The organism is Streptomyces sp. CB02058, from assembly GCF_001905505.1.
In the GTDB taxonomy this organism is placed as follows: domain Bacteria; phylum Actinomycetota; class Actinomycetes; order Streptomycetales; family Streptomycetaceae; genus Streptomyces.
Map to the genome: position 1 here is coordinate 1016710 of NZ_LIPG01000002.1, position 25868 is coordinate 1042577.

Below are 25868 nucleotides of genomic sequence, written 5' to 3' on the forward strand. Positions count from 1 at the left end.
GCACACCTCCGTGACCGGGTCCGGACACCGCCCGGACCCGCCCGTCGACGACACGCCGTACCGTTGCTCGACGTGACCACCCTCGGAACCGGGTTCGTGCGCGCCCGCGGCTGGCTGTGCGGCCACCCCCTCGCCTTCGACGCGGGACTCGCCGCCGCCGTGCTCGTCTGCATGATCCTCGCGTCCCTCGCCGAGCAGAATCCCGGCCACGGGGCGCCCGTCTTCGGCACCCGCACCCCCGAACCGTCGAGCGTGCTCCTGATGGTGCTCGCCGCCGCGGCGCTCGTCCTGCGCAGACGACGGCCCATGGCGGTGCTCGCCGTGACGGGCTTCCTGACCGCCACCGAGTTCCTCCTGATGGACCCTCCGGCCCCCGTCGTGATGAGCGCGGTCATAGCGCTCTACACCATCGCCTCCAGCACCGACCGCCCCACCACCTGGCGCGTCGGCATGCTGACCATGGGGGTGCTGACCGGCTCCGCGATGGTGGTCGGCGCGAGCCCCTGGTACAGCCAGGAGAACCTCGGTGTCCTCGCCTGGAGCGGCCTGGCCTGCGCGGCGGGGGACGCGGTGCGCAGCCGGAGGGCGTTCGTCGACGCGATCAGGGAACGCGCGGAACGCGCGGAGCGCACCCGCGACGAGGAGGCCCGCCGCAGGGTCGCCGAGGAGCGGCTGCGGATCGCCCGGGACCTCCACGACGTCGTCGCCCACCACATCGCCCTGGTCAACGTCCAGGCCGGGGTCGCGGCCCACGTCATGGACAAGCGTCCCGACCAGGCGAAGGAAGCCCTCGCCCATGTGCGGGAGGCCAGCCGCTCCGCGCTGAACGAACTGCGGGCCACGGTCGGGCTGCTGCGCCAGTCCGGCGACCCGGAGGCGCCCACCGAACCCGCTCCCGGCCTCGCCGTCCTCGACGCGCTGGTGGAGACCTTCCGCAACGCCGGGCTCCCCGTCGAGGTCGCCTGCACCGACCCGGACAGTCCGCTGCCGGCGGCGGCCGACCTCGCGGCCTACCGGATCATCCAGGAGGCCCTGACCAACGTACGCAAGCACGCGGGCGCCGACGCGAAGGCCGAAGTGAGCGTCGTGCGGGTCGGGCACACGGCCGAGATCACCGTCCTGGACAACGGCAGGGGCACGGATTCCGCGTGCGATCCCGCCGACGGGGGCGGACACGGGCTGATCGGCATGCGCGAGCGCGTCACGGCACTCGGAGGGACCCTCACGGCCGGACCCCGTTACGGAGGCGGGTTCAGGGTCCATGCGATCCTGCCGGTCACCTCCCGCACACTCGCCCCGGACGGACCGGGCGTGGCGGAGAGGACGAGGGGACGCGCATGACGCCCATCAAGGTGCTGCTCGCGGACGACCAGGCACTGCTGCGCAGCGCGTTCCGGGTGCTGGTCGACTCCGAGCCCGACATGCAGGTCGTCGGTGAGGCCGCGGACGGGGCCCAGGCCGTGGAACTGGCCCGCTCGACCCGCGCCGACGTCGTCCTGATGGACATCCGGATGCCCGGGACCGACGGACTCACCGCCACCCGGGCGATCAGCGCGGACCCGGACCTCGCGGGCGTACGGATCGTCATGCTCACCACCTTCGAGGTGGACGAGTACGTGGTGCAGTCGCTGCGCGCGGGTGCCTCCGGCTTCCTCGGCAAGGGGGCCGAGCCGGAGGAGCTGCTCAACGCCATCCGCGTCGCCGCGGCCGGCGAGGCGCTGCTCTCCCCGGCGGCCACCAAGGGACTCATCGCCACGTTCCTCGCCCAGGGCGGCAGTGCGGGGGAGGGCCCGGACTCCGCGGAGTACTCCGCGCGTCTGGACGCCCTCACCGGACGCGAGCGCGAGGTGCTCGTACTGGTCGCGGGAGGCCACTCCAACGACCAGATCGCCGACCGGCTCGTCGTCAGCCCCCTCACCGTGAAGACCCATGTGAACCGGGCCATGGCGAAGCTGGGCGCGCGGGACAGGGCCCAATTGGTGGTCATTGCCTACGAATCGGGCCTGGTGCGCCCCAGGGTGGACTGACGGGTGGAGGTCCGGCTACTCCAGATGCGGTACGCCAGGCATGAGAGAGCCACCCGCAGGCCGACGATTTCGCGCACGGGATCGGCGAACGTATAGGTGGGCGGGCTGTGTCCCCGATGGTCACCGTTCCGGCTCGCGCCATCCCCGGCGGCCACCCGTGGCCGCCGAGCAGCCGCCCACCTGCCGCGTACGCCACAGAAGAGAGACCCACCCATGTCCTGGCTGTCCAGATTCAGCCTCGCCCAACGGGCCCTGATCGGGCTGATCTCGATCGTCGCGCTCGTTTTCGGAGCGATCGCGATCCCGCAGCTCAAGCAGCAGCTCCTGCCCACCATCGAGCTCCCGATGGTGTCGGTGCTGGCCCCCTACCAGGGTGCGTCCCCCGACGTGGTCGAGAAGCAGGTCGTCGAACCCCTCGAGAACTCCATCAAGGCGGTCGACGGAGTCGAGGGCGTCACCTCGACCGCCAGCGAGGGCACCGCCCTCATCATGGCGACCTTCGATTTCGGTGACGAGGGCACCAAGCAGCTCGTCGCCGACATCCAGCAGGCCGTGAACCGCGCCCGCGTGCAGCTGCCGGACGACGTGGACCCGCAGGTCATCGCCGGATCGACGGACGACATCCCGACCGTCGTCCTCGCCGTCACCTCCGACAAGGACCAGCAGGCGCTCGCCGACCAGCTGGACCGCACGGTCGTCCCGGCGCTCGAGGACATCGACGGCGTGGGACAGGTCACGGTCGACGGCGTCCAGGACCTCCAGGTCGCCGTCGTCCCGGACGACAAGAAGCTCGCCGCCGCCGGTCTGAACGCCGCCTCGCTCGCCCAGGGCCTCCAGGCCGGGGGCGCCACCGTCCCGGCCGGCTCCTTCTCCGAGTCGGGCAAGAGCCGCACCATCCAGGTGGGCGGCGCCTTCACCTCGCTCGAGCAGATCGAGGACCTCAAGGTCTCCGCGCAGAACCCGGCGACGGGCAAGGCCGGAAAGCCGGTCCGCGTCGGTGACGTCGCCACGGTGACGCAGGAGCCCGCCGCCGCGACCTCCATCACGCGTACGAACGGCAAGCCGAGCCTCGCCGTCATGGCCACGATGGACCAGGACGGCAGCGCCGTCGCGATCTCGGACGCCGTCCAGGACATCCTCCCGGACCTGCGCAAGGACCTCGGCGCCGGCGCCGAGCTGACCGTCGTCTCCGACCAGGGACCCGCCGTCTCCAAGTCGATCTCCGGTCTGACCACCGAGGGCGCGCTCGGCCTGATCTTCGCGGTCGTCGTGATCCTGGTCTTCCTCGCGTCCATCCGCTCGACGCTGGTGACCGCGGTCTCGATCCCGCTCTCCGTGGTCCTCGCGCTGATCGTGCTCTGGACCCGGGACCTGTCGCTCAACATGCTCACGCTCGGGGCCCTGACCATCGCCATCGGCCGGGTGGTCGACGACTCGATCGTGGTCCTGGAGAACATCAAGCGGCACCTCGGCTACGGCGAGGAGCGCCACTCGGCGATCACCACCGCGGTCAAGGAGGTGGCGGGCGCGGTCACCTCGTCCACGCTCACCACCGTCGCGGTCTTCCTGCCCATCGGCCTCGTCGGAGGCATGGTCGGCCAGCTCTTCGGCTCGTTCTCCCTCACCGTCACGGCGGCGCTGCTGGCCTCGCTGCTGGTCTCGCTGACCGTGGTCCCGGTCCTGTCGTACTGGTTCCTGCGGGCCCCCAAGGGCACCGACGTCGACCCCGACGAGGCGCGCCGCAAGGCCGAGGAGAAGGAAGCCGCCAGCCGGCTCCAGCGGATCTACGTCCCGGTGCTGCGCTTCGCGACCCGGCGCCGCATCACCAGCATCGTCATCGCCTTCGTGGTCCTGTTCGGCACCTTCGGCATGGCACCCCTGCTCAAGACGAACTTCTTCGACCAGGGCGAGCAGGAGGTCCTCTCCGTCAAGCAGGAGCTGACCCCCGGCACGAGCCTGGAGGCGGCCGACGAGGCGGCGCAGAAGGTCGAGAAGGTCCTCGCCGCCGACAAGGGCGTGGAGGACTACCAGGTCACCGTCGGCTCCTCCGGCTTCATGGCGGCCTTCGGCGGCGGTACGGGCGCCAACCAGGCGTCCTACCAGATCACCCTCAAGGACTCGGCGGACTTCGACGCCACCCAGGACCGGATCGACGAGGCCCTTGGCAAGCTCGACGGTATCGGCGACACCACGATCGCCGCGGGCGACGGCTTCGGCAGCCAGGACCTGAGCGTCGTGGTCAAGGCCGCCGACTCCGACGTCCTGAAGAAGGCGTCCGAGGCGGTGCGCACCGAGGTCGCGAAGCTGGACGACGTCACCGATGTCCAGAGCGACCTGGCCCAGAGCGTCCCGCGCATCTCGGTCAAGGCCAACGACAAGGCGGCCGACGCCGGCTTCAGCGAGGCCACGCTCGGCGCGGCGGTCGCGGGCGCGGTGCGCGGCACCCCGTCCGGCAAGGCGATCATGGACGACACCGAGCGTGACGTCCTGGTGAAGTCGGCCGAACCGGCCACCACGATGGCCGAGCTGAAGGCCCTGCGGCTCGGCCCGGTCACGCTCGGCCAGATCGCCGATGTGAAGCTGGTCCCCGGCCCGGTCTCGATGACCCGGATCGACGGTCAGCGCGCGGCGACGATCACCGCCAAGCCGACCGGTGACAACACCGGCGCGGTCAGCACCTCGCTCCAGACGAAGATCGACGCCCTGGACCTCCCGGAGGGCGCCACGGCGACCATCGGCGGTGTCACCCAGGACCAGGACGACGCCTTCATGAAGCTGGGCCTGGCCATGCTGGCGGCCATCGCCATCGTCTTCATGCTGCTGGTGGCCACCTTCCGGTCGCTCATCCAGCCGCTGATCCTGCTGGTCTCCATCCCCTTCGCGGCGACCGGTGCCATCGGGCTCCTGGTCATCACGGGCACCCCGATGGGCGTCCCGGCGATGATCGGCATGCTGATGCTGATCGGCATCGTGGTGACGAACGCGATCGTGCTCATCGACCTGATCAACCAGTACAGGTCGCAGGGCATGGGCGTCGTCGAAGCGGTCGTCGAGGGCGGTCGCCACCGTCTGCGGCCGATCCTCATGACGGCACTGGCGACGATCTTCGCGCTGCTCCCGATGGCCCTCGGGGTCACGGGCGAAGGCGGCTTCATCTCGCAGCCGCTGGCGGTCGTGGTGATCGGCGGTCTGATCACCTCCACGCTGCTGACCCTGCTCCTGGTGCCGACGCTCTACGCGATGGTCGAGCTCCGCAAGGAGCGCCGCGCGAAGAAGAAGGCGGCCAAGCGCGAGGCGAAGTCCGGCGAGGCGTCCTCCGGCACGGAGGCCGCAGCCACCTCCGAGGAGCCGGAGCCCGCGAAGGCCTGACAACAGGTCCCGCAGAAAGGCCCCCGACGCCGTTCATGGCGTCGGGGGCCTTGTGCGTGGACGACGTGTACGAGAAGCGGGGGCTTCCCCGCGCGTAGGCGGAGGGCGGGGCTCCGGCCGCCGGAGCTCAGCCCCCGTCACCGCCTACGGCAGCGCCAGCATCCGCTCCAGGGCGAGCTTCGCGTACTTCTCCGTCTCGGGGTCGACCTGGATCCGGTTGACCAGATTCCCCTCGGCCAGCGACTCCAGCGTCCACACCAGGTGGGGGAGGTCGATCCGGTTCATCGTCGAGCAGAAGCAGACCGTCTTGTCGAGGAAGACGATCTCCTTGTCCTCCGCTGCGAAACGGTTCGCCAGCCGGCGGACCAGGTTCAGCTCCGTACCGATCGCCCACTTCGAGCCGGCCGGGGCCGCCTCCAGGGCCTTGATGATGTACTCCGTCGAGCCCACGTAGTCCGCGGCGGCCACGACCTCGTGCTTGCACTCCGGGTGCACCAGCACGTTGACGCCCGGAATCCGCTCCCGCACGTCGTTGACGGACTCCACCGAGAAGCGCCCGTGCACCGAGCAGTGCCCGCGCCACAGGATCATCTTCGCGTCGCGCAGCTCCTGCGCGGTCAGGCCGCCGTTCGGCTTGTGGGGGTTGTAGAGGACGCAGTCCTCCAGCGTCATCCCCATGTCCCGCACGGCCGTGTTCCGGCCGAGGTGCTGGTCCGGCAGGAAGAGGACCTTCTCGCCCTGCTCGAAGGCCCACTCCAGCGCCCGCTTCGCGTTGGACGAGGTGCAGATCGTGCCGCCGTGCCTGCCGGTGAACGCCTTGATGTCGGCCGAGGAGTTCATGTACGAGACCGGCACCACCTGCTCGGCGACCCCGGCCTCCGTCAGCACGTCCCAGCACTCGGCGACCTGTTCGGCCGTGGCCATGTCGGCCATCGAGCAGCCCGCGGCCAGGTCCGGCAGGACGACCTTCTGGTCGTCGCCGGTCAGGATGTCCGCGGACTCCGCCATGAAGTGCACGCCGCAGAAGACGATGTACTCCGCCTCGGGCCGTGCCGCCGCGTCCCGGGCGAGCTTGAAGGAGTCGCCGGTGACGTCCGCGAACTGGATGACCTCGTCGCGCTGGTAGTGGTGGCCGAGCACGAAGACCTTGTCCCCGAGCTTCTCCTTCGCGGCGCGGGCCCGCGCGACCAGGTCCGGGTCGGACGGGGAGGGGAGGTCGCCGGGGCATTCGACCCCGCGCTCGCTCCGCGGGTCGGCCTCGCGGCCGAGCAGCAGAAGGGCGAGGGGGGTCGGCTGGACATCCAGGGGCTGGGCGGTGGTCACGACACGCACCCTTTCTTTTCTGCGAAAAGCCTTTTCGTCTAATTGACGCTATCTATCATAACCGCTTCATGTCAGCTTGACGATGCCGATAGCGTCGATGTGACGCATCCCCCGACGGGGGCAGTGTGCGAGCATGAACGGGAACAGACACGCGCCTGGCCCGGAATGAATCCGCGGCCCCGATGGTTGGACCGTCGGCAAGCAGTCCGTACAACCCGGGAGAGAAGCAGATGTCCGTATCGGACGAGACCACCACCGTGAGCGACGGCATCCTCCTGTCCGACGCCGCCGCAGCCAAGGTCAAGGCCCTGCTGGAGCAGGAGGGCCGGGACGACCTCGCGCTGCGCGTCGCCGTTCAGCCCGGAGGCTGCTCGGGCCTGCGTTACCAGCTCTTCTTCGACGAGCGCTCGCTCGACGGGGACGTCGTGAAGGACTTCGACGGCGTCAAGGTCGTCACCGACCGGATGAGCGCTCCGTACCTGGGCGGCGCCTCCGTCGACTTCGTGGACACCATCGAGAAGCAGGGCTTCACGATCGACAACCCGAACGCCACGGGCTCCTGCGCCTGCGGTGACTCCTTCAGCTGAGCCCCCGCCGTACACGACAGCGGCGGCGTTCCCGGTCTTCCGGGAACGCCGCCGCTTGTCGTATGCGCCACAGTCTCTCCGTCCGCGTGCACGGCTCGCGGGCCGGCCGGGACGGCTCCGTACGCGCGGACCGTGCGGCCCTCAGGCGCGCGGCACCGTCCGGCCCGTCCCCGCGTCGACCACCGTCCGGCCGTCCAGCGGCGCGTCGAGCGTCACCGTCCGGGTCAGTTCCTCGGCGACCAGGATGCAGGGCTTCCCGGGATCCTTCCGGGACTCGTCGACCGTGACCCGGACCGACGTGCCGTTCTCCGTCGCACGGGCCTCGTAGGTGCTGCACACACCGCCCCAGAACGTCACCTCCAGCGTCCGGCCGTCCACGCTGTACGAGATGACCGGGGCGCCCGAGGCGTCCGGGTCCTTCGTGGGCTCCGGAGCGGGACGGGTGCCCTCCGGCGCGAGGTGCTCCGGATCCACCGCGACCCGCGTGACCGTGGTCGCGGGACCGCCCCCTTCGGGCCGTACGGAGAAGAGCCACGAGGGGACGAGGATCCGCTCCCCGTCCGAGTACCGGGCGGCGAGCCCGAACTCGGCCTTCTCCACCGTCATGGTGGTGGACGCCGGGCTGCCACTCCGCGTACCGCAGCCGGCCTCCGGCGAGGCCGGACCGTCCTTCTCCAGGGGCACCGGGGTCGCGCAGCCGCCGATGCCCGTCCTCTCGGCCCGTGAGCTCTCCTCGTTCAGCTGCTTCAGCGCGTCCTGTGCGGCCAGCACCGGATAGCGCTCGCCCTTCTCCAGCGCCTTCAGCTGTCCGCTGCCGCCGACGATCTCGCCGTCGGCGCCCACCTGGATCCCGGTCGACCAGCCGTACGTCGGCAGCCCGCCCACGACGGGGTCGGCGTTCACCACCCGCACCGAGCCCATCAGCTGGCGCGCGTCGAGTGCCGCGTCGTCCTGCCCCACCGCCTTGAGCACCGGAACCGCCGCGGCCTTCGCGGCCTTCTCGTCCACGGGGGACCCGCTGGGCGCAGGGCCCTGCTTCCGGCAGGTCTCGGGGGACTCGCAGGCGTCCGGGCCGCCGGCGGCGTAGCGCGCGAAGGTCCAGGTCCCAGGCGCCTGCTTGTTCACCCGCAGGAACGGGCCCGAGCCGTCCCCGTCGCTGCCCACCTTCCAGGCGGTGCCCTCCGCGCGCGGGGTGCCCTCCACGCCCAGCGCGACCGCCAGCCGCGCCACCTCGGCGGCGGTCACCGCGCCCTCCGCCCGGTGGACGGCAGCCGTTCCGGGGCCCTCCGGCAGCTTGCCGTCGGCGAGGTAGACGACGCCGCCGCCGTGCGGGTCGGGCTCGCCGGGTGCGATGCCCTGCGAGGGCGCCGAGGGGCCGCCGTCCGCCGCGGCGTCCAGCGACAGCGGAGGCGGCGAGCCGGCACCCGGGTCGGGCAGGAGCCCCGGGGCCGCCTCGCCCGACGCCGTCGAGGCCCAGTACGCCGCCCCGCCCCCGGCCAGCAGCACGGCTGCGGCCACCGAGGCCACGGCGATGCGTGTACGCCGCCGCCTGGGGCCGGTCACGTCGTTCTCGGGTCGGTCGGTGCTCACCGGATCGCTCCTTCGGCTGGCTGGCCGTCACTGCCGCATCGTCCGTCCCCGGGTGGGGACACCGTTGGGACGGGGCAGGGGAGCGCGCGGTTCCCGCGGGTGCGCGGGGGAGCCGCCCGGCTCAGTCCCCGTAGTCGGACATGGCGTCGACCAGCCGGGCGGAGGAGGGCGGCACGGTGACCCCGTGGATACGGGAGGGCTCCACCGGCTTCGCGGCGGCCTTCGCGGGTACGACCCAGTGCGGCGCCATCCGCGCGCAGTCCCCGCGCAGCTCGGCCAGGCTCATCTCGGACTCACGCGGAACGATGGTGTTCGACATATCCGCACCGTACGCACGGTGGAGGTCAGGTAGAAAGACCTACTATCGGGTAGTTTTGCCCTTTCGAGTACGGCGGCGCCACCGGGTAGCGTGAACTGTCACGCCGTCCCGGAGGGCGCGCTCGCGCGTTCCCTCCGCCTTCCGCAGGAGCATCCCCGCCGTGCGCATTGCAGTCACCGGCTCCATCGCTACCGACCATCTGATGACCTTCCCCGGCCGATTCGCCGACCAGCTGGTCGCGGACCAGCTGCACACGGTCTCCCTCTCCTTCCTCGTCGACAACCTCGACGTGCGCCGCGGGGGTGTCGCCGCCAACATCGCCTTCGGCATGGGCGTGCTCGGCACGGAGCCGATCCTGGTCGGTGCCGCGGGGGCCGACTTCGACGACTACCGCGCCTGGCTCGACCGGCACGGCGTCGACACCGGCTCGGTCCGCATCTCCGAGGTCCTGCACACGGCCCGCTTCGTCTGCACGACGGACGCCGACCACAACCAGATCGGCTCCTTCTACACGGGCGCGATGAGCGAGGCCCGGCTGATCGAGCTCAAGAGCGTCGCCGACCGCGTGGGCGGCCTCGACCTCGTCTCGATCGGCGCCGACGACCCCGAGGCGATGCTCCGCCACACGGAGGAGTGCCGCTCGCGGGGCATCCCGTTCGCCGCGGACTTCTCGCAGCAGATCGCCCGGATGGACGGCGACGAGATCCGGATCCTCCTCGACGGAGCGACGTACCTCTTCTCCAACGAGTACGAGAAGGGGCTCATCGAGTCCAAGACCGGCTGGAGCGAGGAGGAGATCCTCTCCCGGGTCGGCCACCGCGTCACCACCCTCGGTGCCCGGGGTGTCCGCATCGAGCGGGCCGGCCAGGACCCGATCGAGGTCGGCTGTGCCGAGGAGGAGCGCAAGGCCGACCCCACCGGCGTCGGCGACGCCTTCCGGGCCGGTTTCCTCTCCGGCCTCGCCTGGGGCGTGGACCTGGAGCGCGCCGCCCAGGTCGGCTGCATGCTCGCCACCCTGGTCATCGAGACCGTGGGCACCCAGGAGTACACCCTGCGCCGCACCCACTTCATGGACCGCTTCACCAAGGCCTACGGCGACGAGGCGGCCTCCGAGGTCCGCAAGCACCTGTCCTGACGGCGGACGCACGGGCTCACAGGAGCCGGCGGACCACATAGGCCGAGCCGCGGTCCGCCGGCTCCTCGCCCACGTACTCCTGTTCGCGCATCGCGCACCAGGCGGGAATGTCGAGCCGGGCGGCCTCATCGTCCGCGAGCACCGTCACCGTCCCGCCCACGGGTACCTCTCCGATCACCTTTGCGAGTTCGATCACCGGAATCGGGCAGCGCCGGCCCAGCGCGTCGACCACCAGCGACTCCCGGGACGCGGGGGAGGGTGCCGCGGCCACGGGTGCGCCGAGCCGCTCCCGCACCTCGGCCACCACGCCCGGCAGCACACCGAGGAAGCGCTCGACCTCCTCCTCCGTGGTCCCCGCCGGAAGCGACACGCGGATGTTCCCCTCCGTGAGCACCCCCATCGCCTTGAGGACATGGCTGGGCGTCAGGGTGCTGCTCGTGCAGGACGAACCGGATGAAACGGAGAATCCGGCGCGGTCCAGCTCGTGGAGAAGAGTCTCTCCGTCGACATAGAGACAGGAGAAGGTGACCAGATGCGGTAGCCGCCGCACCGGATCGCCGACCACCTCCACATCGGGCACCAGGCCCGCCACCGCCGTACGGACGCGGTCCACCAGTGCGCGCAGCCGCACGTCCTCCGCCGCCGCCTCGGCGCGTACGGCGCGCAGCGAGGCCGCCGCCGCCACGATCGCCGGAATGTTCTCGAAGCCGGCGGCCCGCCCCGACTCCCGCTCGTCCACCGGCCCTTGGGGTGCGAACCGGACACCCTTGCGCACGGCGAGCAGCCCGACCCCGGCCGGTCCGCCCCACTTGTGCGCGGAAGCGGTCAGCAGCGACCAGCGGCCCGGCACCGGGCCCCAGCCCAGCGACTGGGCGGCGTCCACCAGCAGTGGCACGCCCGCGTCGGCGCAGATCCCGGCCGTCTCCGCGACCGGCTGCTCGGTCCCGACCTCGTGGTTCGCGGACTGCAGAGCCGCCAGCGCGGTGTCCGGGCGCAGGGCCCGGCCGTACGCCGCAGGGTCCACCGCGCCGGCCCGGTCCACCGGCACCTCGGTGAACGATCCGCCCGCCGCCTCCAGCGCGGCGGCCGAATGGAGGACCGAGGAGTGTTCGACGGCGGAGAGCACCAGATGGCGGCCGACACGCCGACGGCCGGAAAGTGCTCCCGAGATCGCCGAATGCACCGCGCGGGTGCCCGACGAGGTGAAGACCAGCTCGTCCGGCCGGCAGCCGACCGCCTCCGCCGCGGCCTCCCTGGCCGCGTCCAGCAGCAGCGCGGCCCGCCGCCCCTCGCGGTAGAGACGGGCGGGATCGGCCCAGCCCTCGTCCAGGGAGGCAAGCAGAGCCTGGCGGGCGACGGGGTGCAGGGGGGCGGAGGAAGCCGCGTCGAAGTAGGGCACGCCGCCACGCTAGCCCGCGGGTGCCCGCCGCCCGGCGAGGGAGTGCGGACCGGGCGGGGAGAGGGAGCGTCAGATGACGGCCGGAGGCTCGGATTCCACCCCTTCGGGGTGTCGGGCGGCGCGTTGGGCACCCTCCCCGCGCGACCCCAAATAGCGTCCAGTAGGGTTTGGTCCGCATAAACATCCAAACCCCTGCCCGCGTCAGGGCCGGCGACCGACCAAGTGAGACGGGCGCGCCGACCGTGCGGGCGAGACTCTCGGGAAGGCGCTACGTGAGTCCCAACGGCTCCGACCGCTCGTCGCGGCGCCCGATGCGGCGGAAGCTGCCGCAGGTGCTGACTGCGGGCCTGGTCCTGGCGACGGCCTCCGGTTGTTCATACAACTGGGAGGATTTCCCCCGCCTCGGAATGCCCACCCCGGTAACGGAAGAGGCCCCTCGGATCCTCTCCCTCTGGCAGGGCTCGTGGGCGGCAGCGCTCGCCACGGGTGTCCTTGTCTGGGGGCTGATCCTCTGGAGCGTCATCTTCCACCGGCGTAGCAGGACCAAGGTGGAGGTACCTCAGCAGACCAGGTACAACATGCCTATCGAGGCGCTGTACACAGTGGTCCCCCTCATCATCGTCTCGGTGCTCTTCTACTTCACCGCGCGCGATGAATCGAAGCTCCTGGAGCTCAGCCCCAAGCCGGCCCACACCATCAACGTGGTCGGCTACCAGTGGAGCTGGGGCTTCAACTACATCGAGAAGGTGGAGGGCCAGCCCTCCGCCGGCAACGAGGTCCCCAAGGAGCTCGACGCCATCCCCGACAAGTACCGCAAGGACTTCCCCGAGGGCGCCGGCGGCGTCTACGACGTGGGCGTCCCCGGTACGCGCAACCCGCAGAACGGCAACCCGGGTCCGACCCTGTGGCTGCCGAAGGGCGAGAAGGTCCGCTTCGTCCTGACTTCGCGTGACGTCATCCACTCCTTCTGGGTGGTGCCGTTCCTCATGAAGCAGGACGTCATTCCGGGCCACACCAACTCCTTCGAGGTCACGCCGACGAAGGAGGGCACCTACATGGGTAAGTGCGCCGAGCTCTGCGGCGTCGACCACTCCCGGATGCTCTTCAACGTCAAGATCGTTTCTCCCGAGCGTTACCAGCAGCACCTCAAGGAGCTGGCGGAGAAGGGTCAGACGGGCTACGTGCCGGCAGGCATCGAGCAGACGGACCCGGCCAGGAATGCGGAGACGAACAAACTGTGAGCATCCTCAATGAATCCCAGGGTGCCGCGGCAGCAGACGACTCGTTCGAGGACGAGCTGCCGGTGCGGCGCAAGCAGCCGGGGAGTGTCGTCGTCAAGTGGCTGACCACCACTGACCACAAGACGATCGGCACGATGTACCTGGTCACATCGTTCGCGTTCTTCTGCATCGGCGGTCTCCTGGCGCTCTTCATGCGCGCCGAGCTGGCCCGTCCGGGTACGCAGATCATGTCGAACGAGCAGTTCAACCAGGCGTTCACGATGCACGGCACGATCATGCTGCTGATGTTCGCAACGCCGCTGTTCGCCGGATTCGCGAACTGGATCATGCCGCTGCAGATCGGCGCGCCCGACGTGGCGTTCCCGCGGCTGAACATGTTCGCGTACTGGCTGTACCTCTTCGGCTCGCTCATCGCGGTGGCCGGCTTCCTCACCCCGCAGGGCGCGGCCGACTTCGGCTGGTTCGCCTACTCCCCGCTGTCGGACGCGGTCCGCTCGCCGGGCGTCGGCGCCGACATGTGGATCATGGGTCTGGCCTTCTCCGGCTTCGGCACGATCCTCGGTTCGGTCAACTTCATCACCACGATCATCTGCATGCGCGCCCCCGGCATGACGATGTTCCGCATGCCGATCTTCACCTGGAACGTCCTGCTGACCGGTGTCCTGGTCCTGCTGGCCTTCCCGGTGCTGGCCGCCGCGCTCTTCGCGCTGGAGGCGGACCGTAAATTCGGTGCGCACATCTTCGACGCGGCCAATGGCGGCGCATTGCTCTGGCAACACCTCTTCTGGTTCTTCGGCCATCCAGAGGTGTACATCATCGCGCTACCATTCTTCGGAATCATTTCCGAAATCATCCCGGTATTCAGCCGCAAGCCGATGTTCGGCTACATCGGTCTGATCAGCGCGACGATTGCCATCGCCGGCCTTTCGGTGACGGTGTGGGCCCACCACATGTACGTCACCGGCGGTGTGCTGCTGCCGTTCTTCTCCTTCATGACATTCCTCATCGCGGTACCGACCGGTGTGAAGTTCTTCAACTGGATCGGCACGATGTGGAAGGGGTCGTTGTCCTTCGAGACACCGATGCTCTGGTCGGTCGGCTTCCTGATCACCTTCGCCTTCGGTGGTCTGACCGGCGTGATCCTGGCGTCGCCGCCGCTGGACTTCCACATCTCCGACTCGTACTTCGTCGTCGCGCACTTCCACTACGTCGTCTTCGGCACCGTGGTCTTCGCGATGTTCGCCGGTTTCCACTTCTGGTGGCCGAAGTTCACCGGCAAGATGCTGGACGAGCGGCTCGGGAAGGTGACGTTCTGGACGCTGTTCATCGGCTTCCACGGCACGTTCCTGGTGCAGCACTGGCTCGGAGCCGAGGGCATGCCGCGTCGTTACGCGGACTACCTCGCCGCCGACGGCTTCACCGCCCTGAACACGATCTCGACGATCTCCTCGTTCGTGCTCGGTCTGTCGATCCTGCCGTTCTTCTACAACGTCTGGAAGACCGCCAAGTACGGCAAGAAGATCGAGGTCGACGACCCGTGGGGCTACGGCCGTTCGCTCGAATGGGCGACGTCCTGCCCGCCGCCGCGGCACAACTTCATCAGCCTGCCGCGCATCCGCTCCGAATCCCCGGCGTTCGACCTGCACCACCCGGAGATCGCGGCGCTCGAGCAGCTGGATCACCTCTCCGAGGGTGACAAGGTCCTCGTCGGCGGCAAGGAGGACGGCAAGTGAAGATCCAGGGCAAGCTCTTCATCTGGCTCAGCGTCTTCATGCTGGCCATGGCCATCACCTACGGCGTCTGGTCCAAGGAGCCGGTGGGCACCACCGCGCTGGTCCTGTCCTTCGGGCTGACCATCATGATCGGCTTCTACCTGGCCTTCACGGCCAACCGGGTCGACGCGCTGGCCCAGGACAACAAGGAAGCCGATGTCGCGGACGAGGCCGGCGAGGTGGGCTTCTTCTCCCCGCACAGCTGGCAGCCGCTCTCGCTGGCCATCGGTGGAGCGTTCCTCTTCCTGGCCGTCGTCTTCGGCTGGTGGCTGGCCTACTTCTCGGCGCCGCTGCTCCTGATCGGCCTCTTCGGCTGGGTCTTCGAGTACTACCGGGGCGAGAACCGCACCCAGTAGGACACGCCGTCCACGGACGCACAGCACCCGTACGGGGGCCCGGTCCGCTCAGCAATGAGCGGACCGGGCCCCCGTTTGCAGTCATTGAACGAGCTGGATCGGATGAATCTTCTTAGCGTGGGTTCATGAACCACACGCCGAGCATCCGCACCGTAGTGAGCTGCACTCTGCTGGTCGTGACCCTGGTTGCAGGTGCGACCGCCTGTGGCGAGCCCGATGGTGATCCGCTGTCGCTGAGGCCCTACGACGCGGCCGACCTCATCTCCTTCAACGGTCCGGCCGAGAACAAGAAGGCCGACCCCGACAAGCCCCTCGAAGTCACCGTCAAGGACGACGACGCCAAGATCACGGACGTGACGGCGGTCGACACCGAGGGCCGGCACCTGGCCGGCGAGCTCGACGCCGACGGGAAGCGTTGGCACTCCACCACCTCGCTCGCCGCCGGCACCCGATACACCGTCAAGATCTCCACCGAGAACGGCGACGGGGCCCCCGGCAGCCGTACGTACGCCTTCGGCACGGCCTCGGCCAAGAAGTTCCTGAACGTCTCCCTTGGCCCGCAGGCGGGCACCTACGGCGTCGGACAGCCCCTCACGGCGGAACTCAGCGCTCCGGTCAACGGCCGGGCGGCCAGGGCCACCGTGGAGCGCGGGCTCCAGGTCCGGTCCACCCCCGCCGTCACCGGCTCCTGGTACTGGGTCGACGCCAAGACGCTGCACTACCGGCCCAAGGAGTACTGGCCGGCCGACGCCACCATCGACGTGCGCAGCAACCTCAAGGGCATCAAGGTCACCGGCGGCCTCCACGGCGCCGAGACGAAGCCCCTGAAAATCACGACGGGTGACCGCATAGAAGCGATCACGGACGCCTCCGACCACTCGATGACCGTGCTGCGGAACGGCGAAGTGATCAACACCATTCCGGTCACCACCGGCAAGCCCGGCTTCGACACGCGCAACGGCGTCAAGGTCGTGCTGGCCAAGGAGCAGTTCGTACGTATGCGCGGTGAGAGCATCGGCATCGCGGCCGGCTCCTCCGAGTCCTACGACCTGCCGGTCTACTGGGCCACACGCGTCACCTGGAGCGGCGAGTACGTCCACGCGGCGCCCTGGTCCACGGGCTCGCAGGGCAACGCCAACGTCAGCCACGGCTGCACGGGCATGAGCACCGCCGACGCCCAGTGGTTCTTCGAGACCGTCCGGGAGGGGGACATCGTCAAGGTCGTCGGGAGCGACGGCGAGACGATGACCCCGTTCGACAACGGCTTCGGCGACTGGAACCTCGCCTGGGACGTCTGGCAGAAGGGCAGCGCCCTGCACGGCGGCGGCACGCCCGACACGGGCACCGACGTCCAGACGGCGCGGCTGCGCCCCCAGGTCTGATCCGGCCCGGAGTGCGCAGCGCCCCGCGAGGACACCGCGAAGGGGATCGGGGCCCCTTCGCCCCAGGGGCCTCAGGCCTCCACGGACAGCCTGTGGCGGAGGAGAGAAGCCAGGGCGTCCGAGAAGTCGACCGGGTCGACCGGATGCGTCACAGCGGCGTCCGCACGGCTCCACGTGGCCAGCCAGGCGTCCTGGGGCCGCCCGATCAGCAGCAGCACGGGCGGGCAGTCGAAGATCTCGTCCTTGATCTGCCTGCAGACGCCCATACCGCCCGCGGGAGCCGTCTCGCCGTCCAGCACGCAGACGTCGACACCGCCCCGGTCCAGCGCGCTCAGGACGGCCGGCAGTGTGGCGCACTCCAGGAACTTCACCGGCGGCACGTCCGCGGCAGGCCTGCGCCCGGCTGCCAGCCTCACCTGCTCACGGGTGTTGGCGTCGTCGCTGTAGACCAGGACCGTGGCGGTCGGCTGCATTGTTCCTCCGTGACGTCTGTGTCTTCGGGGCTCTCGGGGCATGAACCGATGGGCGGATCGTACTCCGGCGGACAGCCTGTCAGCACCGGTAAAGGCAGCGATTCGATGGGCCGTTCGGTGAGGACACACGCCCCTGACACACCGAACGGCACCCCCCGGAGTGAGGGCGGGATAAGCGACCGACATAATGTCGGTCGTGGCGACAGCAACGACAGTAGAAACCGGGCACGCGCACCCGTCGGTCAATCGGCCGAACCTCACCAGCGTCGGAACCATCATCTGGTTGAGTTCCGAGCTGATGTTCTTCGCGGCCCTCTTCGCGATGTACTTCACCCTGCGATCGGTGATGGGACCCGATCACTGGAAGGAGATGGCTCACCATCTGAACTTCCCGTTCTCGGCGACGAACACCACGATCCTGGTGCTTTCCTCTCTCACCTGCCAGCTCGGCGTTTTCGCCGCGGAGCGGGGCGATGTGAAGAAGCTCCGCACCTGGTTCATCATCACGTTCGTGATGGGTGCGATCTTCATCGGAGGCCAGGTCCTCGAGTACACCGAGCTGGTCAAGGAGGCGGGTCTCTCCCTGTCCTCCGACCCGTACGGCTCGGTGTTCTACCTGACGACCGGCTTCCACGGTCTGCATGTGACAGGCGGTCTCATCGCCTTCCTGCTCGTTCTGGGCAGGACATACGCGGCCTCGAGATTCACCCACGAGCAGGCCACCGCGGCCATCGTCGTGTCCTACTACTGGCACTTCGTCGATGTCGTCTGGATCGGTCTGTTCGCCACGATCTACATGATCAAGTAACCGGGCTCGCACCCGCCCATCATCGACGCAGAAGATCCTGACACCGGGGTAATCCGTGAAAAAGCTCTCCGCACGACGACGCCATCCGCTGGCGGCCGTCGTCGTACTACTCCTCGCGCTGGCGGCTACCGGGGGGCTGTACGCCGCGTTCGCGCCTGCGGGTAAGGCGCAGGCCGACGAAACCGCCCAGTCCCTCGCCATCGACGAGGGCAAGAAGCTCTACTCCGTGGGCTGTGCCAGCTGCCACGGATCCGGCGGTCAGGGCACCACCGACGGGCCGTCCCTCGTGGGCGTCGGCTCCGCCGCCGTCGACTTCCAGGTCGGCACCGGACGCATGCCGGCCCAGCAGCCGGGCGCCCAGGTACCGAAGAAGAAGGTCATCTACAACCAGGCCGAGATCGACCAGCTCGCGGCGTACGTCGCATCGCTGGGCGCCGGTCCGATCACGCCCACCAAGAGCCAGGTCGACCCCTCGGGCGCCGACGTGGCCAAGGGCGGTGACCTGTTCCGTACCAACTGCGCGCAGTGCCACAACTTCACCGGTGAGGGCGGCGCGCTGACGAACGGCAAGTACGCCCCGAGCCTCGAAGGCGTGAGCCCGAAGCACATCTACGAGGCCATGCAGACCGGCCCGCAGAGCATGCCCTCCTTCCCGGACAGCACCATGCCGGAGCAGGAGAAGAAAGACATCATCGCGTACATCAAGACCGTCAACGGTGATGAGTCCCAGACCCCCGGTGGCCTCTCGCTCGGTGGCCTCGGCCCCGTCAGTGAAGGTCTCTTCGGCTGGATCTTCGGTCTGGGCGGCCTGATCGCCATCGCCGTCTGGGTCGCGGCCCACACCGCTAAGGCCAAGAAGTCATGAGTAGCCAACAGATTCCAGAAGAGCACCTGCCGGTAGAGCAGGGCGCCGCGCACGGCGCGGCAGTGGTCGCGGACGACCCGTTCGCCAACCCGGGGCTGCCGGCCCACAAGCCGCGCATCCAGGACATCGACGAACGTGCCGCCAGGCGCTCCGAGCGAGCCGTCGCGTTCATGTTCACGCTGTCCATGCTGGCGACGGTCGGCTTCATCGCCTCCTACGTCATCTTCCCGGTCGACAAGATCGTCTACATCTGGCCGTTCGGGCATGTGAGCGCGCTGAACTTCTCCCTGGGTCTGACCCTGGGACTCGCGCTCTTCTGCATCGGCGCGGGCGCCGTCCACTGGGCGCGCACCCTGATGTCGGACGTGGAGGTCGCCGACGACCGGCACGCCATCGCGGCCGAGCCCGAGGTCAAGGCCAAGGTCATGGCCGACTTCGCGGCCGGTGCCGCGGAGTCCGCGATCGGGCGGCGCAAGCTGATCCGCAACACGATGTTCGGTGCGCTGGCCCTGGTGCCGCTCTCCGGCGTGGTGCTGCTGCGCGACCTCGGTCCGCTGCCGGAGAAGAAGCTCCGGTCCACCCTGTGGGCCAAGGGCAAGCAGCTCGTCAACATGAACACCATGGAGCCGCTGCGCCCCGAGGACGTCGTCGTCGGTTCGCTGACCTTCGCCATGCCCGAGGGCCTGGAGGAGGACGCGCACGACTTCCAGACGCAGATCGCCAAGGCCGCCCTGATGATCATCCGCATCGAGCCGGACAACATCAAGGACAAGCGCGAGCGCGAGTGGGCCCACGAGGGAATCGTGGCCTTCTCGAAGATCTGCACCCACGTCGGCTGCCCGATCAGCCTGTACGAGCAGCAGACGCATCACGTGCTCTGCCCGTGCCACCAGTCCACCTTCGACCTCTCCGACGGCGCCCGCGTCATCTTCGGTCCGGCCGGTCACGCCCTTCCGCAGCTGCGGATCGGTGTGAACAGCGAGGGCAACCTCGAGGCGCTCGGTGACTTCGAAGAGCCCGTCGGTCCTGCCTTCTGGGAGCGCGGATGAGTACTGCGACGGAAACAGAGACCCAGCGCAAGGCGCCCGCCGGTGAGCGGGTCGCCGACTGGGCGGACGGCCGGCTGGGCATCTACGGCCTGGCCAAGGCCAACATGCGCAAGATCTTCCCGGACCACTGGTCCTTCATGCTCGGTGAGATCTGCCTCTACAGCTTCATCATCATCATCCTCACGGGTGTGTATCTGACGCTGTTCTTCAACCCGAGCATGAACGAGGTCGTGTACCACGGCTCGTACGAGCCGATGCAGGGCATCCGGATGTCCGCGGCGTACGCGTCGACCCTGGACATCAGCTTCGACGTCCGCGGTGGTCTCCTGGTCCGCCAGATCCACCACTGGGCCGCGATCATCTTCCTCGCGGGCATGTTCGTGCACATGTTCCGGGTGTTCTTCACCGGTGCGTACCGCAAGCCGCGTGAGATCAACTGGCTCTTCGGCTTCCTGCTGTTCGTGCTCGGCATGTTCACCGGGTTCACCGGCTACTCGCTCCCGGACGACCTGCTCTCCGGTACGGGTGTGCGGTTCACGCAGGGCGCGATCCTGTCGATGCCGATCGTCGGTACGTACATCTCGATGTTCCTGTTCGGCGGGGAGTTCCCCGGGACGGAGATCATCTCGAGGTTCTACTCGATCCACATCCTGCTGCTGCCGGGCATCATGCTCGGGCTCGTGGTCGCCCACCTCATCCTGGTGTTCTTCCACAAGCACACGCAGTTCGCGGGTCCGGGACGTACGAACAAGAACGTCGTCGGCATGCCGCTGCTGCCGGTCTACATGGCCAAGGCCGGAGGCTTCTTCTTCCTGGTCTTCGGCTTCATCGCGATCCTCGCCGCGATCGCCACGATCAACCCGATCTGGGCGCTCGGCCCGTACCGGCCCGACCAGGTGTCCACGGGCGCCCAGCCGGACTGGTACATGGGCTTCGCGGAAGGCTTCGTCCGTGTGATGCCGGGCTGGGAGATCAACCTCTGGGGCCACACGCTGGTCCTGGGCGTGCTCATCCCGCTGGTCCTGTTCGGTGTCGTCCTGGCGGCACTGGCGCTGTACCCGTTCATCGAGTCCTGGATCACCGGGGACAAGCGCGAGCACCACATCCTGGACCGCCCGCGCAACGCCCCGACCCGTACGGGCCTCGGTGTCGCCTGGGTGACGATCTACTTCGTCATGCTCATCGGCGGCGGCAACGACATCTGGGCGACCCACTTCCACCTGTCGCTCAACGCGATCAGCTGGTTCGTGCGTATCGCCTTCTTCGTCGGCCCGGTCCTGGCGTTCGTCGCCACCCGGCGCATCTGCCTCGGTCTCCAGCGCCGCGACAAGGAGAAGGTGCTGCACGGGCGCGAGTCCGGCACCATCAAGCGCCTGCCGCACGGTGAGTTCGTGGAGATCCACGAGCCGCTCGGTCCGGAGCAGCTGCACACGCTCACCGCGCACGAGCAGTACAAGCCGGTCGAGATCGGCCCGACGGTCGACGAGAACGGTGTCGAGCGCAAGCCCTCCACGCTGCAGAAGGTGCGGGCACGGCTCAGCCAGAGCTACTACGGCGAGGACAACCAGATCGCCAAGCCCACTGTTGAGGAGTACAAGGAGATCACCAGCGGCCACGGCCACCACTGATCACCTCAGCTGAACGCCACAGCAGGAGCCCCGTCCATCCGATGGACGGGGCTCTTCGCTGTCCCGGGGCATCGATAAGGTGGGAGGCATCCTTGTATCGGCTGTGGACCCCCAGGAGCGGACCATGAACGTTGTGACCCCGGACGGCGGCGACAGCGTGGCGGACCGTACCTGGCCCGGCGTGCTGACCCCCCTGCTGCGCGGCGAGCACCTGGGCGCGGACGACACCGCGTGGGCCATGGACCGGATCATGAGCGGCGACGCCACGGACGTCCAGATCGCGGGCTTCGCCGTCGCGCTGCGGGCCAAGGGCGAGACCGTGGACGAGGTCGCGGGACTCGTCCGCGCCATGTACGAGCACGCCCACACCATCCACGTGCCCGGCCGTACGGTCGACATCGTGGGGACCGGCGGGGACATGGCCAAGACGGTCAACATCTCCACCATGTCGGCGATCGTCGTCGCGGGCACGGGGGCGAAGGTCGTCAAGCACGGCAACCGCGCCTCCTCGTCGGCGAGCGGTGCCTCCGACGTGCTGGAGAAGCTGGGCGTCAATCTGGAGCTGACCCCGCAGCGGGTCGTGGCCGTCGCCGAGGAGGCGGGCATCACCTTCTGCTTCGCCGTGAAGTTCCACCCGGCCCTGCGCCATGCCGCGCGGGCCCGCAAGGAGCTCGGCACGCAGACCACCTTCAACATCCTCGGCCCGCTCACCAACCCGGCCAAGGTGCGCTCCCAGGCCATCGGGGTCGCCGACGTGAAGATGGCACCCATCGTCGCGGGCGTCCTGGCCGGCCGGGGCAACTCCGCCCTCGTCTTCCGCGGCGACGACGGCCTGGACGAGCTGACCACCACCGCGACCTCCCGGGTCTGGATCGTCCGCGACGGGACCGTGCGCGAGCAGGCGTTCGACCCGCGCGACGTCGGCCTGGACCTGGTGCCCGTCGAGGCGCTGCGCGGCGCCGACGCCTCGTACAACGCGGATGTGGCCCGCCGGCTGCTCGACGGGGAGACCGGCCCCGTGCGCGACGCGGTGCTGCTCAACTCCGCCGCCGCGCTGGTCGCGCTCGACCCGGCCGAGGGCACGCTGAACGAGCAGATCGCCGCCAAGATGGCCCTGGCCGCCGGGTCGATCGACTCGGGCGCGGCCAAGAAGGCGCTGGAGCGCTGGGTGGCGGCCAGCAACGCCTGACGGCGTACCGGGTGTGAGCGAGGGCGCAGTCCGTATCGCGGACTGCGCCCTTTGCGTGTGCGCGGCGTTGTGGCAAGATGCTGCGCAGGTCATGAGTGACAGCGACTACGGCCCCGGCCCGCTGTCCGGCAACCCTCCGTCCGTGGCGGGGTGCCCCGGGTGAAGACCAGGCCGCAGGCAGCGAGGTCTGCGGCAAGCGCGGGCCCCTCGGCATCGTTGGATGCCACCCCTTGGGGTCCTGGTCCCAGGGAGCCTCTTGTGAGCAAGCGAATGCGATAGGGCTCAACGCCCTTCTCCGCGCACCCTTCTTTCTTTCCTTCCCGCGCCGCAGCGTCCTGTCCGACGCCGGTGTGTGGATTTCGCCTGCCTCTTACGGGAGTTCGCCATGTCTGTCTCCACCGCTGCCGTCGACCAGTCCATTTGTGCGCCTCTGCCGGTTCTCGGTGCCGATGTCACCGTTCCGCTTGTTACCGGCGGAGATGTTACCTACGCGGCCCTCGACTACGCGGCCAGCGCCCCGGCCCTCCAGCGGGTGTGGGACGACGTGGCCGCCTACGCCCCGTACTACGGCAGTGTCCACCGCGGCGCCGGCTACCTCTCGCAGCTCTCCACCGACCTCTTCGAGGCCAGCCGGGTGACCGTCGCGGAGTTCCTCGGCTGCCGTGCCGACGACCAGGTGGTCTTCACCCGTTCGACGACCGACTCCCTCAACCTGCTGGCCGCCGCGCTGCCCGCGGACTGCCAGGTGTTCGTGTTCGAGACGGAGCACCACGCCTCGCTGCTTCCCTGGCGCGACGCCCGGGTGAGCTACCTCGACGCCCCGCGCACCCCGGGTGAGGCCGTTGCCACGCTGGAGCGCGCGCTGGCCGACCGCGACCCTTCCCCGAGCTCTCAGCTGGGTTCGAGCAGGGGAGGCCCCTCACGCCCCGCGCTGGTCTGCGTCACCGGCGCGTCCAACGTCACCGGTGAGCTGTGGCCGGTGAAGGAACTCGCCGCCGTCGCCCACGCCCACGGGGCGCGGATCGTGCTCGACGCCGCGCAGCTGGCGCCCCACCACCCGGTGGACATCGCGGAGCTGGACGTCGACTGGGTCGCCTTCTCCGGGCACAAGCTGTACGCGCCCTTCGGCTCGGGCGTCCTCGCGGGCCGTACGGACTGGCTGAGGGACGCCGAGCCCTACCTCGCGGGCGGCGGCGCCTCCCGCAAGGTCGCCCGGCGCGCCGACGGCGGTGTGGACGTCGAGTGGCACACCAACGCGGCCCGTCACGAGGCCGGCTCGCCCAACGTCATCGGCGTCTACTCCATCGCCGCCGCCTGCAAGGCCCTGACCGAGGCCGGCTTCGACCGCCTGGTCGCCCGGGAGCAGCAGCTGGTCACCCGGGTCCGTGAGGGCCTCGCGGACGTCCCCGAGGTCAAGGTGCTCTCGCTGTTCGGCGACGACGCCCCCCGGGTCGGCGTCATCTCCTTCGTGGTCGAGGGCTGGAACAGCTCGCACTTCGCCGCCGCCCTCTCCGCCGAGTACGGCATCGGGGTGCGCGACGGCCTCTTCTGCGCCCACCCGCTGGTGCGGACCCTGCTCGGCAGCGAGCCGCAGGAGCCGGGCGAGTGCGGCGCGCCCGAGGCCGCACCGGGGGAGAGGTCCCTCAACGCCATCCGGGTGAGCTTCGGCGCCGGTACGCCGGACGAGCACATCGAGCGCTTCCTCGGCGCGGTCCGCGAGCTGGTGGCCACGGGCGCCCGCTGGACCTACCGCACCGAGGACGGCCGCTGCGTCCCCGACCGGGGCGCGGCCCAGGTCTGACGACAGCGATACGGCTCCGGCCGGGTGCGGGAGACGGCTCCCGCACCCGGCCGGAGCCGTATGCCGTACGAGGTCCGGCGTACTACGCGTCGAGACCGATGGCGAAGGCCGCCTCGAGGTCGTGCTGCGAGTACGTGCGGAAGGCGACGTGGGTGTCGGTGCCCTCGACGCCCGGGATCTTGCTGATCCGGCCGGGGATGACATCGGCCAGGTCGTCGTGCCTGGCCACCCGGACCATGGCGATCAGGTCGTACGTACCAGTGACCGAGAAGACCTCGCTGACGCTGTCCAGCGCGGCGATGGCCTCCGCGATCTCGGGAATCCGGTCCACGCTGGTTTTGATGAGAACGATCGCGGTGATCACGGCTGGCTATCTCCCTCAGTGGCCGTGGCTGGAGACTTCACTCTAGTACCACCCCGAAAACGCACCCAGGCGTAGAGGAACCCGGCCGCGAAGCCCGCCACGTGCGCGAGGTACGCCACGCCCGGGCCGCTGCCCGCGCTCCGCGCCGCCAGCCACTGCAGGACGAACCAGAACACGAGGACGATCCAGGCGGGGAAGCGCAGGGGCAGGAAGAACAGGAACGGGAAGAGGCTGGTGACCCTGGCCCGGGGGAAGAGGTAGAGGAACGCGCCGAGCACCGCCGAGATGGCCCCCGACGCGCCGACCAGCGTCTGATCGGAATCCGCGTGCACCACGGCGTAGGCGACCAGGGCGAAGTAGCCGCACAGGAGGTAGAAGAAGGTGAACTCGGCCCGGCCCATGCGCTCCTCGGCCATCGCGCCGAACACGTAGAGGAACAGCATGTTGCCGAGCAGGTGCAGCCAGCTGCCGTGGACGAACAGTGCGGTCAGCGGGGTCAGCAGCGCCCGCGCGGAGCCCTCGGCGAGCTCGCTCGGGATGACGCCCCAGCGCTCGAAGTATCCGGCCTGCGCGGCGAGCAGCGTGTCGGCGCTGCTGCCGTAGACGGGGTTGAAGCCGGAGAGCGGGCTCATCAGGAACACCGCGGAGCAGAGCGCGATGAGTCCGTACGTGACGGGGGCGCCGCCCGCAGAGGCCGCGGTACCGAGCTCCCTGGCCCGTTCCCGCCAGTCGACTTTCCGCCAATCGGTCACGTACAGAGCATGACGCACCAGCCGAGAACGGGACAGACCGCCTCGCCGTGCCGACAGGTATGCGCAAGGCCGTAGGGTTAGCGCAGGACATCCGCAGTTCGACGGCGCACCGCGAGATCGAAGACCTGGGCACGCACAAGACTCGACGAACGATGAAAGAGGACGCAACGATGACGACGGTTCCCCAGCCGACGGACGGGACTCGCTGGCGCTGCACGCTCTGTGGCAACCTCACCCGTTTCGACGTGACGCGCTCCTCCAAGGTCGTGGAGTACGTCCATCTCGACCTGGCCGGGGAGTCGAGTGTCGAGGAGCGCGAGGTGGTCAGTGAGACCATCGAGTCCGTGCGCTGCCGTTGGTGCAACGCGGTGGACCAGATCGAGCTGGTCGACAGGCCGGGTGCCGACTCCTGACGGAGCCGCGCGGACAGACATATTGG

General features: G+C 69.4%; 23 protein-coding genes and 1 riboswitch. Of the genes, 16 read left to right on the plus strand and 7 right to left on the minus strand.

Annotated features, from left to right (window positions below):
• Positions 1-72: 72 nt before the first annotated feature.
• The 3 genes from AMK10_RS11820 (at position 73) to AMK10_RS11830 (ending at position 5396) form a co-directional block, all read left to right on the plus strand.
• Positions 73-1341, plus strand: coding sequence for a sensor histidine kinase (locus AMK10_RS11820; RefSeq protein ID WP_107428419.1), 1269 nt, complete (start codon positions 73-75; stop codon positions 1339-1341).
• Positions 1338-2027 (plus strand): response regulator, encoded by a 690-nt coding sequence (locus tag AMK10_RS11825; protein WP_073747629.1) that lies wholly within the window; start codon positions 1338-1340, stop codon positions 2025-2027. Before AMK10_RS11820 ends, AMK10_RS11825 begins: the two co-directional genes overlap by 4 nt.
• Before the next feature lie 213 nt (positions 2028-2240).
• The gene (locus AMK10_RS11830; protein WP_073747630.1) at positions 2241-5396 is read left to right on the plus strand and encodes an efflux RND transporter permease subunit; all 3156 of its coding nucleotides are present in this window, start codon (positions 2241-2243) and stop codon (positions 5394-5396) included.
• A gap of 144 nt (positions 5397-5540) precedes the next feature.
• Here the strand turns inward: AMK10_RS11830 and nadA are convergent, their stop codons facing one another.
• Entirely contained in the window at positions 5541-6728 is a 1188-nt protein-coding gene (nadA, locus tag AMK10_RS11835; RefSeq protein WP_073747631.1) for a quinolinate synthase NadA, read from the minus strand.
• Positions 6729-6949: 221 nt separating this feature from the next.
• On the opposite strand from nadA, the gene AMK10_RS11840 reads away from it, so the two are divergent.
• Positions 6950-7306: an iron-sulfur cluster assembly accessory protein gene (locus AMK10_RS11840; protein WP_018103583.1), complete on the plus strand. Its 357-nt coding sequence runs from the start codon at positions 6950-6952 to the stop codon at positions 7304-7306.
• Positions 7307-7447: 141 nt separating this feature from the next.
• On the opposite strand, the gene AMK10_RS11845 is transcribed toward AMK10_RS11840, so the two are convergent.
• Together AMK10_RS11845 and AMK10_RS11850 are read right to left on the minus strand one after the other, a co-directional pair.
• Positions 7448-8896, minus strand: coding sequence for a hypothetical protein (locus AMK10_RS11845; RefSeq protein ID WP_073747632.1), 1449 nt, complete (start codon positions 8894-8896; stop codon positions 7448-7450).
• A gap of 121 nt (positions 8897-9017) precedes the next feature.
• Entirely contained in the window at positions 9018-9215 is a 198-nt protein-coding gene (locus AMK10_RS11850; RefSeq protein ID WP_073747633.1) for a hypothetical protein, read from the minus strand.
• Positions 9216-9375: 160 nt separating this feature from the next.
• Here AMK10_RS11850 and AMK10_RS11855 point away from each other — a divergent pair, with 160 nt between their 5' ends.
• The gene (locus AMK10_RS11855) at positions 9376-10350 is read left to right on the plus strand and encodes a carbohydrate kinase family protein (protein ID WP_073747634.1); all 975 of its coding nucleotides are present in this window, start codon (positions 9376-9378) and stop codon (positions 10348-10350) included.
• Between the two features lie 16 nt (positions 10351-10366).
• On the opposite strand, the gene AMK10_RS11860 is transcribed toward AMK10_RS11855, so the two are convergent.
• Positions 10367-11749, minus strand: coding sequence for a cysteine desulfurase/sulfurtransferase TusA family protein (locus AMK10_RS11860; RefSeq protein WP_073747635.1), 1383 nt, complete (start codon positions 11747-11749; stop codon positions 10367-10369).
• A 272-nt stretch (positions 11750-12021) separates the two neighbouring features.
• Between AMK10_RS11860 and ctaC the strand changes: the two genes are divergently transcribed.
• The 4 genes from ctaC to AMK10_RS11880 all read left to right on the plus strand — a co-directional run bounded on the left by ctaC (position 12022) and on the right by AMK10_RS11880 (position 16500).
• Positions 12022-12990 carry an aa3-type cytochrome oxidase subunit II gene (gene ctaC, locus AMK10_RS11865; RefSeq protein ID WP_073747636.1) on the plus strand — a complete coding sequence of 323 codons (969 nt, stop codon included), beginning with the start codon at positions 12022-12024 and terminating at the stop codon, positions 12988-12990.
• Entirely contained in the window at positions 12987-14723 is a 1737-nt protein-coding gene (gene ctaD / locus AMK10_RS11870) for an aa3-type cytochrome oxidase subunit I (protein WP_073747637.1), read from the plus strand. Before ctaC ends, ctaD begins: the two co-directional genes overlap by 4 nt.
• Positions 14720-15118, plus strand: coding sequence for a cytochrome c oxidase subunit 4 (locus tag AMK10_RS11875; RefSeq protein WP_073747638.1), 399 nt, complete (start codon positions 14720-14722; stop codon positions 15116-15118). The genes ctaD and AMK10_RS11875 overlap by 4 nt, the downstream gene beginning before the upstream one ends.
• A gap of 125 nt (positions 15119-15243) precedes the next feature.
• The gene (locus tag AMK10_RS11880) at positions 15244-16500 is read left to right on the plus strand and encodes a L,D-transpeptidase (protein ID WP_073747639.1); all 1257 of its coding nucleotides are present in this window, start codon (positions 15244-15246) and stop codon (positions 16498-16500) included.
• Between the two features lie 71 nt (positions 16501-16571).
• Here the strand turns inward: AMK10_RS11880 and AMK10_RS11885 are convergent, their stop codons facing one another.
• Positions 16572-16973 carry a hypothetical protein gene (locus AMK10_RS11885; protein ID WP_073747640.1) on the minus strand — a complete coding sequence of 134 codons (402 nt, stop codon included), beginning with the start codon at positions 16971-16973 and terminating at the stop codon, positions 16572-16574.
• A gap of 187 nt (positions 16974-17160) precedes the next feature.
• Here AMK10_RS11885 and ctaE point away from each other — a divergent pair, with 187 nt between their 5' ends.
• The 6 genes from ctaE (at position 17161) to AMK10_RS11915 (ending at position 24313) form a co-directional block, all read left to right on the plus strand.
• Positions 17161-17781, plus strand: coding sequence for an aa3-type cytochrome oxidase subunit III (gene ctaE / locus AMK10_RS11890; protein ID WP_014045480.1), 621 nt, complete (start codon positions 17161-17163; stop codon positions 17779-17781).
• Between the two features lie 55 nt (positions 17782-17836).
• Positions 17837-18646, plus strand: coding sequence for a cytochrome bc1 complex diheme cytochrome c subunit (gene qcrC / locus AMK10_RS11895; RefSeq protein WP_073747641.1), 810 nt, complete (start codon positions 17837-17839; stop codon positions 18644-18646).
• A complete protein-coding gene (qcrA, locus tag AMK10_RS11900) occupies positions 18643-19695 on the plus strand; it encodes a cytochrome bc1 complex Rieske iron-sulfur subunit (protein WP_073747642.1) in 1053 nt (350 codons plus the stop codon). The genes qcrC and qcrA overlap by 4 nt, the downstream gene beginning before the upstream one ends.
• Positions 19692-21323, plus strand: coding sequence for a cytochrome bc1 complex cytochrome b subunit (gene qcrB / locus AMK10_RS11905; RefSeq protein WP_073747643.1), 1632 nt, complete (start codon positions 19692-19694; stop codon positions 21321-21323). Before qcrA ends, qcrB begins: the two co-directional genes overlap by 4 nt.
• 124 nt (positions 21324-21447) lie before the next feature.
• Positions 21448-22512, plus strand: coding sequence for an anthranilate phosphoribosyltransferase (gene trpD / locus AMK10_RS11910; RefSeq protein WP_073747644.1), 1065 nt, complete (start codon positions 21448-21450; stop codon positions 22510-22512).
• Positions 22513-22599: 87 nt separating this feature from the next.
• A riboswitch (SAM riboswitch) is annotated at positions 22600-22717 on the plus strand.
• Positions 22718-22897: 180 nt separating this feature from the next.
• A complete protein-coding gene (locus AMK10_RS11915) occupies positions 22898-24313 on the plus strand; it encodes an aminotransferase class V-fold PLP-dependent enzyme (RefSeq protein WP_073747645.1) in 1416 nt (471 codons plus the stop codon).
• Between the two features lie 82 nt (positions 24314-24395).
• On the opposite strand, the gene AMK10_RS11920 is transcribed toward AMK10_RS11915, so the two are convergent.
• Positions 24396-24677, minus strand: coding sequence for an Lrp/AsnC family transcriptional regulator (locus AMK10_RS11920; protein ID WP_003969641.1), 282 nt, complete (start codon positions 24675-24677; stop codon positions 24396-24398).
• Positions 24674-25447, minus strand: coding sequence for a rhomboid family intramembrane serine protease (locus AMK10_RS11925; RefSeq protein WP_073747646.1), 774 nt, complete (start codon positions 25445-25447; stop codon positions 24674-24676). Before AMK10_RS11925 ends, AMK10_RS11920 begins: the two co-directional genes overlap by 4 nt.
• A gap of 152 nt (positions 25448-25599) precedes the next feature.
• Here AMK10_RS11925 and AMK10_RS11930 point away from each other — a divergent pair, with 152 nt between their 5' ends.
• A complete protein-coding gene (locus AMK10_RS11930) occupies positions 25600-25842 on the plus strand; it encodes a hypothetical protein (RefSeq protein WP_014156692.1) in 243 nt (80 codons plus the stop codon).
• Positions 25843-25868 lie beyond the last annotated feature (26 nt).